Raw genomic sequence first — 14790 nt, forward strand, 5'->3', positions numbered from 1 at the left:
GTTGTTAGACCCATCGCCGGAAATGTCGATGACGCGCCGCAACCCGCGATACGGATTCTCTTCGAACAGCTGCAGTGCGAAATTAATCGCACCGGAAATTGAGGTCGCGCGGCCGCGACCTCATGTGCCGCTAATGCAAGCCACCGCCCGCGCGGACTTGCGGGCTAGGCTTTCTGTTGGCGCTGGCGGCGTTGCTGTTTACACCTCCAGAAATTCCTCGCCGACGAAAGGGCCCACGCCGATCTGGCCGATCGCCTGGACATGTTTTGCCCTGCGAGACCAGGACATTCGACCTACCGCAGGCTTCGCGACGATCTCTTCGGGCATGTAGCGTTTTTGCCGTAGTCCTCCTTGAGGCCCAACACATACCTCAAGTCGGATCACTTCCAGGAGGTGGATAAGTGTGGCATTCGCAAGGACCAGCAGGATATTATAAATTCCGACATTCGCGCTCAGGAATAATGGTTCGAACGGACAAAGCGGCGCGGCTCCTGGCGCGGTTCATTCTATTCAAGGGAGACCAGCGTGGGCACAGCGATTCGTAGCAGCGGAATGATCCGCGAGGCCTCTCGGCTCGCCGCAGCCGGCGAGCTCGGAAATTCGGATGTCATTCGACTCTTGCAGATTCCTCATAGCAAAGAGGACGTTCAAGAAGTCCTTCGCACCTTCGAGCAGCAACTGTCCCGAGAAGCGAAGAGCAAGTTGACTTTGGACGCGTTCGTGCCGCCACCGTCCGATGTCGATAATGAGCGGTACGAACCACTCTTCGACAAGTACATCATCACGGGCAAGACCTATACGACCGCCAGCGGCGCAGTCGTGCCGAATGAGCTTCAGTATTATAACGGTCAAATGGTGCACCTCTACGGCGAGTGCTCCAATGTACCTCTCGTGAATGCCGCATTGGCCGGCAGTGGCTACAGGCCGATAACCTTGAAGTACGCGGACGGCAGGCACGCGGCTGTCGCACAGCTCTGGTCGAATAAGTTCACCGACACCTCGATCGGGCCGTATGCCGCTATGTTCATAGTGGTTGCTGCCGTGGCGGACAACGCTCCCGAAAGCCAGGCGTCCCTGAAGGCGGCCTCCAACGGCGCATCGAGCGTGCTTGTGATGCTTGATGGATCGTTCGATCCCGCAGCAGCGGTGTATGAGAACAAAGCGCGGATGTACATGTTCCGACTGCTCGATACGACCCAGGTTGCGATCGACGTCGGCCGCGAGCGCATGGGTACCGACAAGCGGCCCGGGACCATCGACATGGCGTGCATCGGTCGCCGGCTTCACTTGTCGATCAAAGACCAGCACAGACGTGGCGTCGTCCAGGGAGACCTGGCGCTTACCGGGGATCCGACGGCATACGAGTCAGTGGTAGCTCAGGCGGCCAAAACAGCCGGCGTCACGCTGCAGGCGCTTCCGCGCGGTGCCGAATGCGTCTACCCGGCGGTCGCGCGCATCGGGCAGGGGCCGGTCGTTTGCTGGCAGTGGCGAAGCGATGTCGCCCCTCGGCTGCAGCCGGTGATGCCAGGATCTTTGCACTTCGACCGGAGTTCGGAAGAAGGTCGGACCCTTCTCGCATGGGGCTTCACGCCCAAAGTGCTGGGTTTTTTTCCCAAGGTGCGGGGGGTGATCACCGGCCTGGCGGATCAGACCCCGCGTTGCGCCCGCGACAGTTCGGCTGCATGCGAGGGAATGGCAAACGCCGGCTCGCGCCTTCGTTGGGGGGCATCCGAAGAGGCCGCCTCTGCCCCATTCCGCTTGGCTTGGAATACGAGCTTCCTCGGATCATTGAAGGTGGTGCTCCGCAAAGAATTGGTCGGCCCAATGTCCGACGGCCTCCGGGTCAATTGGCACATCACGGAAGGGACCTTCGTTGGGCCGGGTCACGATGCCGTCGTGTTACCCGGCGCGGCGGACTGGATGCATATCCGCCCGGATGGAATTGCGATCGTCAACGTCCGGGCGTGTTTCGAGACGCGGGACCGTGTTCGCGTGTACGGCGCCTACGGCGGGGTCGCCGATTTTGGTCCCGACGGCTACGCTCGGGCGCTGCGCGGTGAGTATGACCAGCAAATCTCCGCCGTGGTCACACCGACATATGAGACTGCGGATCCGAGGCTCGAATGGCTCAACCGCGTCCAGTGCATCGGTGTGGGGAAGGTGGACATGAGCGCGCTTCGCGCGCAGTTCGACATGTACGTGGTGCGGGTGGGGGAGCGAGCACAAGAGGCGTCCAGCGCTGCAGCACAGTCACCGATACCGGAGCAGATCATCACCGCGGTTGAACGTTTTCGCGCCGCGATTCCTGCCAATTTCGATCCGATCTACGTCGAGAAAGTCGTCATACCGTTCTTCCTGACGAACGTTTACGAAGGGGAGCGGCCCCTGTTGCCAATGATTGACCTTAATTTCAGTAAGGAGAATGCACTCCCTCGTGATCGTTTTGGTCTCATCTATCGTGACTGGAAACCGACCCCTGAGGAGGGCGTGATGGTTTTCCTGCAAGGTCTCGAGAAGCGGGGTGAGAATAATCTTCGCAAGCGAATCTATTTTTCGGCGGTGACGCCCGATCTCTATAAGCCGATGTACTGCGCCAAAGTTACAGCTTTTTTTGACAAGCTCTTAGATCAGAAATTCGCTGACAGGCCATTCATGCAGCATTACCTCGACCACTATTTCGACCTCTATTGGGACCTTCACCTTGGACTTGTTGGCAGCGATATTCCCCGTGAGGTTCGTGAAATAGGAGCGGCGTTCAATACAGTCTTTGCGTATCGGGATCCCTTGCTGCCAATTACCTACCAAAACTATATGAAGGTTCGTGAGCTTCAGGATTTTCTCAAATCGTGGATCGGCAAACGCATCGACGATATCCAATCGGGCAAAATCAAAAATCCCGAGAGAACCATGGCCTGGCATTGGCTGAAGAATGCCCAGGACGGCGGTCATTTCAGCAAGAAGGACATGGTCATTGAGTGCCTCCACGATTTCGTCGCGCTAAGCCAATGGGGCAATGCGATTTTCCGGGTCATGTCGCTCCTGTCGGAAGACCGTGGCGATCAGGCCGTGCGGGCGTCATTTCAGAAAACAATGAGCGGAAATTTCGACGCTGCCGGGGGCGCGTCCTTCTCGCCACTTGAGCTATTCGTAATGGAATTGTTTCGCGTGATTTCGCCGAACAGTGGCAGCGTCTCCACCATCCATGATACGAGATCAAGCGGGGGGTCTCCGCAGCAAAAGTTGGGCCTACCGTTTGAACGGGACAGCTATGTATCCACGCCGCATGCCAGCACCAGCCTGGATCCGGTTCACTGGACGGATCCAAATACGTTCGATCCGCAACGGTATCTCCGCGTCCCGACCAGCGCGCAGATCAACGATGACAAGTGTCGGCAAATCGGCCTGGCACGGTGCCCGTTCGACATCACCAATTTCAAGGTCAAGGACGGACGAAACGCCCATATTACAAATAGCGGCTTCGGCACCTTATTTGTCGTTGCGGACGAACGAAGCTATCCGGTTTGTGACTATGCCGGCTTTGCTCCGTTCGGCTTTGGATACCGACGATGTGCGGGTGAACGACTGACAATTCTCGTATTTGAGGATTTTTTGCGAAAGGTCTGGCGCGACAAGATCGCGTTTCGGAAGCTTGATCTGGCAAATCCTGCTCGCGTACCAGTCGGACTGGACGCAGTGATCCAAGACGATATCGGGTTCTACAGATCCGCCTTGCGATAGCGTATCGCGCCGCTGGCAAGCGGTTTTTCGCCGTCGCAAGCGGGCTGGCGCCGGCGTGGGGAGATCCACCAGGTTGCCCAACTACCGGCAGCAGCCCCTGTCCTGTACACGCAATACAATGTAGTCTATTAGACAGAACCAGGATCCGAAGTCGGTCGAGCAAATGCAAGGCAAATGCTATGGATCGAAAAGCGCGGTCGAAGACTCGGGGCTCTCTCCTCCGGGGGCGTTGCCGCTGTCGCGTTTACCGGGACTTGCCGATGCGGCTGGCGTCCAGACCGGGGCGGCCCAAAAGCGCGGCCTTCTTCGACAACCTTTTGACGCGCTTCAATCGGTACGCCAAAACGCTGCGCGCTCGGGAGACTCCTCGGTGCGGCAGGCGGCGGCTTGCACACCCCCCATGGTGACCAATCCCGGCGATCTCATTGCGCGCGCACTCGAAATCCTCGCCGAGGAAGACGAAGCATGGCGGGTGCGCCGGGGTCTCGATCTCACGCCGCGGAGCGTCCGGTGAATTCCCCGTCGCGCGGATTCGTCGATAGACGGCCGTGCGTTTTCGCGGAAGCTGCGGCAAAGCCCTCGCCTATTCCGGCGTGTGACCGGTTTCTTCCGGCGCCTTCCCTGACGCTGCAAACGGATGAAGCTTTAGCTACGGCAGCATGCATGCCTTCGATGCAGCGCGCACGGGACGGCTCGGAGTTGCGATGGGGCGAGGCGGATACGCCCGTGCCGCCCGCGGTGATTTCTCCGGGAACCCCGGCATCGGTCACGGTAGCGGTCTCTCCAGTGCGGCCGGGTCACGCTGTCACGGTAGAGTACCGGGTGAACGGAGGCCCGGTCCGCCAGGCAATCGGGCAATCCGCGCCGCGCGTCCACGGTGCGAACGGTCGGCTATTCCGGGCGCTCCTGCCGGGCCAATCCGGCGGAACGGTGAAGTTTCTGCCGGTGCTTGGCTTTGCCGGCCAGCCGATCTCTCCGCGCCTACGGGAGTCCGCCAAATGTCCCCGGTATCAGGTGGGTTGCGGAGCGGCCCCGGTCGAGACCGCTGCTCTACCTGCGGGCGAGCCTCGCTGGGACTGGGATGCCACGTTCCTCTGGGCCGGCACGGTGGCCATCCGTACGGAGGTAATAGGCGTTATGCCGGATGGACTGCGGATCAACTTGCACGTCACGGAAGGACGCTTCGTTGGGCCGCGCTTCGAGGGGATCGTCCGGCCCGGCGGGGTCAACTGGCTGCGCATCCGCAAGGACGGTGTTGGAATAGTCAACGTGACGGAGTGTCTGCAGACGCGGTCTGGTGCGCGGATCGATTGCTTGTATGATGGCGTCCTTGACCTGGGTGCGGACGGCTACGCACGCGCCATCCGCGGCGACTTCGGTATACTGCCGCCGTTCGTTCTTGCTCCGACCTACGCGACCGCTGACAAAGAACTCGCCTGGCTCAACCGCGCCCAGTGTATTGGCGTTGGCAGAGTGGACATAAAGACGCTTCGCGCCTCGTACGACATATACGTCGTAACGGCGGGGGCAGCAAAACATGTAGAGTGAAGACTTATTCGAAGCCGCACTCGTGGAGTGCGCGCAGACGGTGTTTTGAGCTCAAGATATTTGCGTTCGTGCGCAAGCACAAACGACATCTCGTTCCCGATGTATCTGATTAGGGGGGCCTCTGAGATGACAACCGATAATCCGCAAGTGCCTTGGACCGACGAGCAGTGGGCTCGCGTCAACAAAGCCGTTCAAGAGGAAGCTAGCCGCGTACGGATCGCGGCGACATTCCTTCCGTTACTTGGACCGCTGCCCGGGGATACCGACTTCGTGAGGGAGGAAGTTATCCCGCGGGATGCGATAACTATTCGGGACAGGGATGTCATCCAGTTGGCGACGTTACAGGTAAAAGTGTTCGTGCGCGGTGCGCAGATGGCCGATCCGGAGATGACCAGCGTGCTGGCCTTATTCCGGCGCGCTGCCAGCGTGCTGGCTCGTCTTGAGGACGCCGTCGTCTTCAGGGGATTGGTGCCAGACTTGGCATTCCCGGGACAGTTTGCCCCTCCCATAGTTGTCGGCCCACGGCAAAGGGTCTGGGAAATCACCGGCGGGCAGGTAAGCCGTGGACTTTGGACAATCCCACGCCGATTCCCTGAGGTGCCGCAGGTGAACATTGCAGCGGTGCCGCTCAACACCAAAGACGCGCGGCTGGTGGTCGGGGTAGCCCAGGCCATTGGCCTCCTGGAAGAGCAGGGCCATTTCGGGCCGTTCGCGGTGGTGCTTGACCAGGCGCTGTTTCTTGTCGCTCAGACGCCAACGGAGGCTCTCGTATTGGCGCAAGATCGCATCCTCCCGTTTCTGGGCGGCGGTCCGCTGCTCCGCTCGTCCACGCTTAACGTCACTCCCGGCGTTGCGAACGGCGTGGTTGTGGCACTTGGCGGCGAGCCAGTCGAGCTAGTCATCGCCACAGACGTGTGCGTCCAGTTCCTGCAGGTCACAGCCGATCCGAATTTCGTCTTCCGTGTGTGCGAAAAGATGGCGCTCCGCATCAAGGAACCCGAAGCGATCGTACGGCTGATTGAATAGGCGCCGCGACTTCGGGGCACCATAGCGATTGACATTTCCGACGATCGCGGCGTGTACGGACAAATGTCTCGGGGGCTAAGCGCACTTGATCGCTACTCGCCTCGGTACAAAACTAAGAGGAGATAAAAATGCCAAAGCCGGCGAAGAAAGCGGCAAAGAAGGCTGCGCCGAAGGAGGCCGCCAAGAAGGTAGCTGAGAAAACCGCGAAGAAAGCGGCAAGGCAGGTTAATCGAGCAAAAAAGATAATACAAAAGCCAATCACAATAGACATTGAAGTTTTGGAATCGGTCCATGCGATGACGGAGGACAAGGCCCGGGAGACAATTGGCCAAACCAGAAGCGTGAGGATCAACGAGGACACGCCGAAAAACCAAAAAATAACTGTGACAGTCGAACCGGAAAACCAAAGAATAACTATGGAAGCGCCGACCGACATCGGTGACGGTCTATTGTTCATTGACTTAATTGACGAACGCGGGGCGCCCATGGCTACCCTCGCATACGATCTGAAAGCAGGAGAATTCCGTCAGCCTGTGCGCGAACCCGAGGCTTCCCCTCTGACCGATCTGCAGCGCGTCTTTGAGCTCGCGCTGCGGATCGTTAAAGGCCGCGCTCAGGGTGTTCTTGGAACATGATCCCAAGGGGCTCTACGCGGACTTGGCAAAGGCTAAGCTTAAGGAGATGCCGTGAAGGCCAATCGGTAAATTCGCCCAATTCCTAATACGGATCGCTTCGAGCTTCTCTACTTGGTCAAATACAGATGGCTGCTGGCGTACGTTTGGCAACTTTGGGCAATGAAGCTCGTGCTTGAAAGTGCTCGTCAGATCGTCGAGAGTGATCCGATGTATCGCGTCCCGCGCGCTCGGTGACGCCTCCAAAGCTGGCTAAAAGTCGGACTAAGTGGTCATGGCTCGGTGAAGCATGCCTACTAAAGTTATCGTCTTGGGCGGCGGTGTCGCCGGCATGAGTGCCGCGCACGAGTTGGTCGAGCGCGGCTTTGATGTCGTGGTGCTCGAGAGTGGCGATATTGCGGGAGGCAAGGCCCGCAGCATTCCCGTCTTCCACGAGGGCGAGGACACCAGCGGACATCAGGTCGCCGATGGCGCTGGGAGCTCGATCCAGCATCGGGTGCCCGGCGAGCATGGGTTTCGATTCTTCCCAGGTTTCTACAAGCACGTAATCGAGACCATGCGCCGCATACCGTCGTTTGACGGGAGCAAGGTGGCGGATCACCTGGTGCCGACCACGCGACTGGAGTTCACGCAATACGACGAGCCCCCGTTCGTCGTACCGGCGGGCTTTCCGCTCGCGCCCCGCGACGCCGGCACCATGTTGCGGGACATCCTGCTGTTGTTCGAACACTCCACTGGCCTCACTCCCGACGATCTGGCATTCTTCGGTGCGCGCGTCTGGCAGATACTCACGTCGTGCCACCAGCGCCGGCTCGCAGAATACGAGCGCACGAGCTGGTGGGAGTTCGTCGGCGCCGAGCAGCGGTCCGCGTCATACCAGAAGTTCCTCGCCACCGGCATTACGCGCTCGCTGGTGGCGTCCAAAGCGCGCAAGGCCAGTGCGCGCACCATCGGCGACATCTTTGTGCAGTTGGTGCTCACGATCCTGAACCCGATCGCGGGATCGACTGATCGCGTGCTCGACGGGCCGACGAATCTCGTCTGGATCGATCCGTGGCTTGCGTATCTCGAATCGCGCGGGGTGCGGTATGTCAAGAACGTGCGGGTCGAGGAGATCCTTTACGAGAACGGACGGATTACCGGCGTCGTCGCTCGCCAGCAAGGTCAGCGCATCATGGTGCATGGCGACCACTACGTGGCGGCGCTCCCGCTCGAGGACATCGTCCCCCTGGTGAGCGACCGCCTGGCGGCAGCCGACCCGACGCTCGCCAACCTGCGCGCGCTGGCTCCGAACCTGGAGTGGATGAACGGCGTACAGTTCTATCTGCACCGCGCGGTGCCGTCGGCGCACGGGCACGTGATTCACATCGACACCGAATGGGCGCTCACGAGCATCTCGCAGCTTCAGTTCTGGCGTGATGTGCCGTCTGAGCTGTTCCGAGACAGCGATGTGCACGGCATCCTCTCGGTCGATCTTTCCGATTGGACGGCGCCGGGATCGGACGGACGCCCAGCTATGCGGTGCTCGCGTGAAGAAGTGGTGCGCGAGACATGGAATCAACTGAAGCGCTCGGTCAATGATGCCGGTGATGAAGTGCTGCGCGATGAGGATTTGCATTCGTGGTTTCTCAGCGCGAACATTGAGAACGATCCGGTACGCCCGGGCTGGCTACGGAATTCCGAGCCGCTGCTGGTGAATCACGTCGAAACCTGGGCCTTGCGTCCCGAGGCGACCACCGCCATTCCAAACCTCTTTCTGGCGTCGGACTACGTTCGCACGCATACCGACCTCGCGACGATGGAGGCAGCCAATGAGGCGGCTCGGCGCGCAGTGAATGGGCTGCTTGACGCCGTGAAATTCGACGGAAGCCGCTGTGAGCTGTGGCCGCTGCACGAACCTGAAATCCTCCTGCCATGGCGGCTGCACGATGCTGCGCGATACCAGGCCGGCCTGCCGTGGGACGCTTCACTCGCGCAGGTAGCTGCCCACGCCTTACGCGGTGCGTCGCCGCTCCTGGAGCAGGCGAGCTCCCTGCTCGAGCAGGTATCGCCGTTCACCCATGCCGTCGCCGACACGCTCGACCCGCACAGTGCGGCCGCGGATGATGTCGGCGCGCTTGATACGGTCGACCCGGCGACGATGGCGCGCCGCTTGGTTGATGTGCCCACCCTGCAGGATGCGTTGATCAAGGTCGCGGACACTGTGCCATTGGCCGGCGAGATCGTAGGCCCGGCCGGCTTCCTGGACCGCCTGGTGTGGTATCGCGACATGCTGGCCGATATGCTCACAGAAGGTGTACCGACGTGGGAACCGCAGCGCCACCTGTATGGGCTCGTGACGGATTTCATGGGCCGGTCAGGCAAGGGCCTTCGTCCTGCCCTCTGCATCGCGACCGCGAGAGCGCTGGGCGGCCGCGCGGAGGATGCGTTTCCTGCCGCCGCCGGCCTGGAAATGCTGCACAATGCATTTCTCGTGCACGACGATATTGAAGACGGTAGCGACTGGCGGCGTGGCGTTGCGACAATGCATCGTCGCGCCGGGATTCCAATTGCCGTGAACACCGGCGATTCCATGAACGCACTCGCTATGCGCCTTTTCCGCAAGACCGGCGAGCGGCTCGGCCCGGTGACGGCGCTGCGCATCTTCGACGAAGTCGATCACATGGTCGTCGAGACCTTGGAGGGGCAGGCCAACGAACTAGGATGGGTACGAGACAATGATCTCACAGTTACGACAGACGATTATCTGCGGCTCGTGCTCAAGAAAACGGCCTGGTACAGCTTCATTCACCCCATGCGGATTGGTGCACTCGTTGCCAACGGCGAGGACCAGAATCTTGGTAGGTTTGATCGGTTTGGCTATCTGCTTGGACTGGCTTTCCAGATCACCGACGATGTTCTTAACCTGGTTGGCGACATTGGGCGTTACGGCAAGGAGATCGACGGAGATCTCTGGGAAGGCAAACGGACGCTTCTGCTCGCGCACGCCCTGGGTCGGGCGAATCCCACTGACCGTGCGTGGATTAGCACCTTTCTGGCGCGGCCCCGCGAGCGACGTTTGCCGCGCGAAGTGCTGAGGCTACATCAGATCATCGCGGACGGCGGGAGCATCCCATGGGCGCAGCGAGCGGCAGCCGAATTTGCAGAGGCTGCAGCGCGCGAATTCCACAACTCGGCGTTCGCCGGTGTGCCTGCAGGTCCAGACCTCGAATGGCTGCGCACTTGCATAAACTTCCTGACCCAGCGCGACGCGTAATCGGGTTCAGGTTGGAATGAATGGGGACATCGTAACCCGATTGCTCTTAGATCCCTTGATTGAGTCCCGCCAGGAAAGCTGCATCTGCGCGCGACCGCGGCACAGCCGTCCTACTGCAACTTTCCAGGGTTATAGTAGGTTGTCGCGGAACGTCTGCGCGACAACGTTCGGCAGCACCGGAGAATCGTATGGAGCGCCTCAGCAAGCCAATCGATGCGGACATCCCGTTGCTTGAGAAAAGCGCTGATCAGCTCGGCTATGTGGTGCCCGATCTTGAGCAAGCCATCAAGGGCTGGATAGACCAGGGTATCGGGCCCTGGCTCACGGTTGGTCCGGTGGTGGTCACTGATAACAAGTATCTGGAGAGGCCCTCACGCCCGCTGATCATGTTCGGATTCTGCCAGGTCGGCGGGGTGCAGCTGGAGCTTATTCAGCCGCTCGACAATGAGCCGTCAAGCTGGCGCGCCTTCCTTGCGGCCGGAAGGAGCGGTCTTCAGCACTGCGGTTTTTGCGTCGAGCCGCACGATTACCAGCGGTCCGTCGCGCAGACCAAGGCGTGTGGCGCGACGATCCAGCAGATGATGTCTTTTTCGGGCGCCCGCTTCACCTATTTTTCCCTGCCTGCTCGCGCCGGTCCTCTGATGGAACGAATTCGTCTTGGAGAGGTGGCGCCTGAAAAAGCAAACGCAGTGCGCAATTCCATCGCGGGGGGTTGCGAGATCGTAGAATTGATCGAGTTCCAGCCCCGTATCCGCGAGATGTTCGCAAAAGTTACGCAAGCAGCGGCCACTTGGGACGGCAAGGCCAGGCCCGTTCGTCACCTGATAGGGCCTGTCGCAAAGGCAGCAATCGGTTCGCACTTGCTCCGAACTATGCGATTCCGGTGATGTATTTTCGTGGCGGCGCGACGCACGGTATGTGGCGGCATGCTCGCCTTTGACGGCGGCGCATTGGCCTTGATCGCGATCCGCTGCACCGGCATCACGCCGAACGAGCGCGGCCGGTTTGCGAGGCTTGGCGGCCAAGCTCGATCCGCCGACATCGCGCGGCGATCCTTTGAAATCGATGGTTGCGGTCATGGCGGCATCGATGCGCGCGCCTGTTCGAGCGATCAATTGCGCGACGTTTCGCTGCTCTCGCTCATGCCTTGAGCTGCTCCAGCAGCGATTTGGCCTCCTTCAAGTCCAGCGTGTCGAAACCCTCGGTGAACCAACCATAGACCGGGGCGAGAATATCGTGGGCCTGCTGTCGTTTGCCCTGATCGTACCACAGCCGCGCCATGCTCACAGCCGCACGCAGTTCCCAGGACTTTGCCTGCTGCTGACGAGCGACCGCCAGCGCATGTTCGAAATATTCTTCCGCTTTCGTTGCGTTTGGGTTGGGCGACGATAGCTCGATTTCGCCTGCCACGCGCTTGATCTCGGCCTCAAACCAACTTTCCTTGGTTGTTTCTACCTGGGTCATCGCTTCGCGAATGCAGTCCCGTGCATCATCGAAGTGGTCGAGTTCAGCATGAGCGCCCGCCAGATACGACAAGCAGAATGGCACTAGCGCTGTTGCCGCCGTTGACCGACGTGCGATGATACCCGAGTCGATCACATGGACCGCGTCTGAGGCCTTCCCAGTGAGGGCCAAGACGCAACCTTGGACCACCATTCCGAGCGACCCCCAAAACAATGAACCTCTCTCGTCTGCCAGGGGGACAAGTTCATTAGCTTCGGCGCTTGCTGCCGCATAGTTTCCGCAGCAGATATGGGTAAAGGATGTATGGAACAGGGCATACATCAAAGTGGCTGCTTGGCCGATCTCGCGCGCTTCCTTGAGCGCCTGTTCAGCGTCTCTGCCTGCAGCCTCGGGGAAGCCAAGAAGCCATAGAGCCCAGGACCGATAGGAGAGGGCTGCGACCCTAATGTCCTGGCCAAATCGAGCCGCCAGCGTACGATGCTCGGCGGGTTTGTAGATCGCGATCGCCTGATCGTAATGTGCCAGACTTTCTGCAAGGACGCCCGTACACGTCAGAGACGTAGCCATAATACGATGCCCAAGCATGAGCGGAACCATTGTTCCCTGCTTCTCGGCAAGCGCCAAGCACTCTGTCGCAAGGTCGAGGAGAGCGTCGCTTTTGAACTTTATATAGTTCGTGACCCAGAACCCATAGAGGACTGAAAACAGGAGCAACGGGTCTTCAGGGGGCTCTCCGAGTGACTCCGCTTGCTCGATGAAGGCGCGGGCTCGATCGAGAGATGCGATAGTCTCAGGGGCCGCGTGGCCCTTGGTGTTCATCAAGGCATTCACAAGCGCGACCTCCAGTTTGATCTGGTCGCCACGCAGCGCTGGTGTGCCCGGCAGCGTCGCAATCTGTGAAAGAGCGCGGATTAGCTGAACCGTCGCCTCTACTAGCGCTGAACGCGCTAGCGACCGCTGTCCCGCCTTGCCCCATAAGGCCGCCGCCCTCTCGATCAGCCCGGCCTCAGTGCAGTGATGTGCTAGCCGTTCCGGCTGGCTCTCGGCTGTTTCGGCGAATTGGCTTTCAATTGCTTCGGCAATGCGTGCATGGAGCGCGCGGCGGGGCTGGCGCAGCAACGTGCTATAGGACGCGTCCCGCACCAAAGCATGCTTGAATAGGTAAGTTGCATTCGGCGGCGAGCCTAACCTGAAAAGCAAACCAGCCTTTATGAGACGGTTCAGCACTGATCCCAGTTCCGCCGCTGGCACGCGCACCACCGCCGCCAGGAGAGCATGCGAAAACTCCCGGCCGATCGCCGCGCCAATCTGTGCCACTTCTTTGGCGGGGCCGAGCCGGTCGAGCCGCGACATCAATGAGGCGTGCAAACTTGCGGGGACTGCCCAGGCCGGGGACGGAATGACGGCAATCGTGCGTTCGACTGCGCCGTGGCCCTCCGCCTCCAGCACTGCCTTCGTCATCTCCTCCACGAACAGGGGGACGCCATCGGTACGTTCGATGATGTCCTGCCTGATGCCCGCCGGCAGCAGCTTGCTGCCGACTACGCCGTCGATCATGGCGCCGACTTGGTGTTTCGTCAGCCGATTGATCGTCATGGCGGTCACGTGCTGCCGCCCGATCCAGGGCGGATCGAATTCCGGGCGGAATATCACAATCATTAGCGCGCGAAGGGTCTCAATCCTGGCCACGATCCGGCCGAAAGCTTCTAGGCTCGTAGGATCGGTCCAATGCGCATCCTCAAAGATTATCAAGACTGGGCTTTGCCGTGTAAGCGCTTCTAATTGTGAGATGAGCGCTTCGAATGTTCGCTGCCTGTGCTGCTGCGGGGTCAATTTGAGGGCGGGATAGCGTCCATCATTCGGAAGCGACAGCATCTCGGCAAAGAGCGAAGCGTCCCCGATCGAGGTCGAGGTCTGAGCGAGCAGGGTATCAAGCTTGTCGAGCCTCGCGTGCAGTGTATCGTCGTGCGCCAGCCCGGCGGCACGTTCCATCTGCCCAATGATCGGATATAGCGCGCTGTCGGTGTGCTGCGGCGAGCAGACATAGCGCAAACGCGTATGCGGCTCTCCGGCGAGTCGTTCCAGAAGCGCGGCAGTGAGACGCGACTTGCCGATCCCAGCCTCACCGGCGATCAGGACCGCCTGGCCTTCACCTGTCTTTGCCCTGGCCCAACGCTGTAGAAGCAATTCGAGTTCTTCCTCCCGCCCGACGAGGGCAGTCAGGCCAGTTGCGTGTAGCGCCTCGAAGCGGCTCTCCACGGAGCTCGCCCGCAACGCCACCCAGGCCCGCGTTGGCGCGGCGATGCCCTTGAGGTCCTGCGGCCGGAGGTCTTGTAGCTCGAAGAGGTTTCCGAGCAGCCTTCGGGTGCCTTCGGCGATGACAACCGTGCTCGGCTCAGCGATCCCCTGCAGACGAGACGCCAGGTTCGGCGTCTCGCCCACCACCCCGCGTTCCTGGGCCTCGCCGGCACCAACGAGATCGCCAACCACGACCAAGCCTGTCGCGACCCCGATACGCACCCGGAGCGGCTCCTGGATACCCAGATTGCCGATCGCCTCGATGATCGCCAGTCCTGCGCGGACGGCACGCTCGGCATCATCCTCATGAGCGTGGGGATAGCCGAAATAGATGAGCACCCCATCGCCCATGTACCTGGCCACGAAGCCGTCGAACCGGGCGACCGTCTCCGCGACGCACTTATGATAAGCGCCGATTACCGAACGCAGATCCTCTGGGTCGAGCGTGGTCGAGAGCGCGGTCGAGCCAACGAGGTCGGTGAACATCACCGTCAGTTGGCGACGCTCGGCGTCGTCTCGCCGAGTTGGCTCGATATCCACGAGTGCAGAAGGTGCCGTTACGGCAGCCGAGACGTTGCTGAGATCGCGGATCGCATGCAGCATTTTCAACCGGTGGCCGAGCGAAACGCCAAGGTCTTTGAGATGTTGGTCGGTCAAGTCGGGGAGAACGGCCATATCAATGTCGTTCTCGGCGAACCTCTGCGCATACTCGGACATGCCGAGCTTTTTGAGCCAGTCCGCAATTTGTTGCACCGCGGTCACCGTGATCCGTGCGTCGCCTATCTAAGTGTTGGCCCGACGACTACAGAAAGAGATTACACAAGAAAG

9 protein-coding genes and 1 pseudogene are annotated in these 14790 nt (G+C 60.3%); 7 read left to right on the forward strand and 3 right to left on the reverse strand.

Annotated features, from left to right (window positions below; genetic code table 11):
- Both IVB46_RS40940 and IVB46_RS44985 read right to left on the reverse strand, forming a co-directional pair.
- Window positions 1-105 (reverse strand): annotated as a pseudogene (locus tag IVB46_RS40940) (DUF1194 domain-containing protein); the annotation flags it as partial.
- A gap of 93 nt (window positions 106-198) precedes the next feature.
- Window positions 199-327 (reverse strand): hypothetical protein, encoded by a 129-nt coding sequence (locus IVB46_RS44985; protein ID WP_256468713.1) that lies wholly within the window; start codon window positions 325-327, stop codon window positions 199-201.
- 198 nt (window positions 328-525) lie between these two features.
- Between IVB46_RS44985 and IVB46_RS45170 the strand changes: the two genes are divergently transcribed.
- From IVB46_RS45170 to IVB46_RS40975, 7 genes are all read left to right on the forward strand, one after another.
- Entirely contained in the window at window positions 526-3738 is a 3213-nt protein-coding gene (locus IVB46_RS45170; protein ID WP_247314645.1) for a DUF3237 family protein, read from the forward strand.
- A gap of 672 nt (window positions 3739-4410) precedes the next feature.
- Window positions 4411-5286, forward strand: coding sequence for a DUF3237 domain-containing protein (locus tag IVB46_RS44990; protein ID WP_256468719.1), 876 nt, complete (start codon window positions 4411-4413; stop codon window positions 5284-5286).
- 126 nt (window positions 5287-5412) lie between these two features.
- Window positions 5413-6312, forward strand: coding sequence for a family 1 encapsulin nanocompartment shell protein (locus tag IVB46_RS40955; RefSeq protein WP_247314641.1), 900 nt, complete (start codon window positions 5413-5415; stop codon window positions 6310-6312).
- Between the two features lie 128 nt (window positions 6313-6440).
- A complete protein-coding gene (locus IVB46_RS40960) occupies window positions 6441-6947 on the forward strand; it encodes a hypothetical protein (protein WP_247345454.1) in 507 nt (168 codons plus the stop codon).
- Window positions 6948-7233: 286 nt separating this feature from the next.
- Window positions 7234-10200 (forward strand): FAD-dependent oxidoreductase, encoded by a 2967-nt coding sequence (locus tag IVB46_RS40965; protein WP_256468714.1) that lies wholly within the window; start codon window positions 7234-7236, stop codon window positions 10198-10200.
- Between the two features lie 188 nt (window positions 10201-10388).
- Window positions 10389-11087, forward strand: a complete 699-nt coding sequence (locus IVB46_RS40970) for a VOC family protein (protein WP_247314635.1) — start codon at window positions 10389-10391, stop codon at window positions 11085-11087.
- A gap of 9 nt (window positions 11088-11096) precedes the next feature.
- The gene (locus IVB46_RS40975; protein WP_208084989.1) at window positions 11097-11351 is read left to right on the forward strand and encodes a hypothetical protein; all 255 of its coding nucleotides are present in this window, start codon (window positions 11097-11099) and stop codon (window positions 11349-11351) included.
- Here the strand turns inward: IVB46_RS40975 and IVB46_RS40980 are convergent.
- Window positions 11341-14724 carry an adenylate/guanylate cyclase domain-containing protein gene (locus IVB46_RS40980; RefSeq protein WP_247314632.1) on the reverse strand — a complete coding sequence of 1128 codons (3384 nt, stop codon included), beginning with the start codon at window positions 14722-14724 and terminating at the stop codon, window positions 11341-11343. The genes IVB46_RS40975 and IVB46_RS40980 overlap by 11 nt on opposite strands.
- Window positions 14725-14790: the final 66 nt, after the last annotated feature.

Origin of the sequence: Bradyrhizobium sp. 61 (assembly GCF_023073075.1) — a bacterium.
Classification (GTDB): Bacteria; Pseudomonadota; Alphaproteobacteria; order Rhizobiales; family Xanthobacteraceae; genus Bradyrhizobium; species Bradyrhizobium barranii.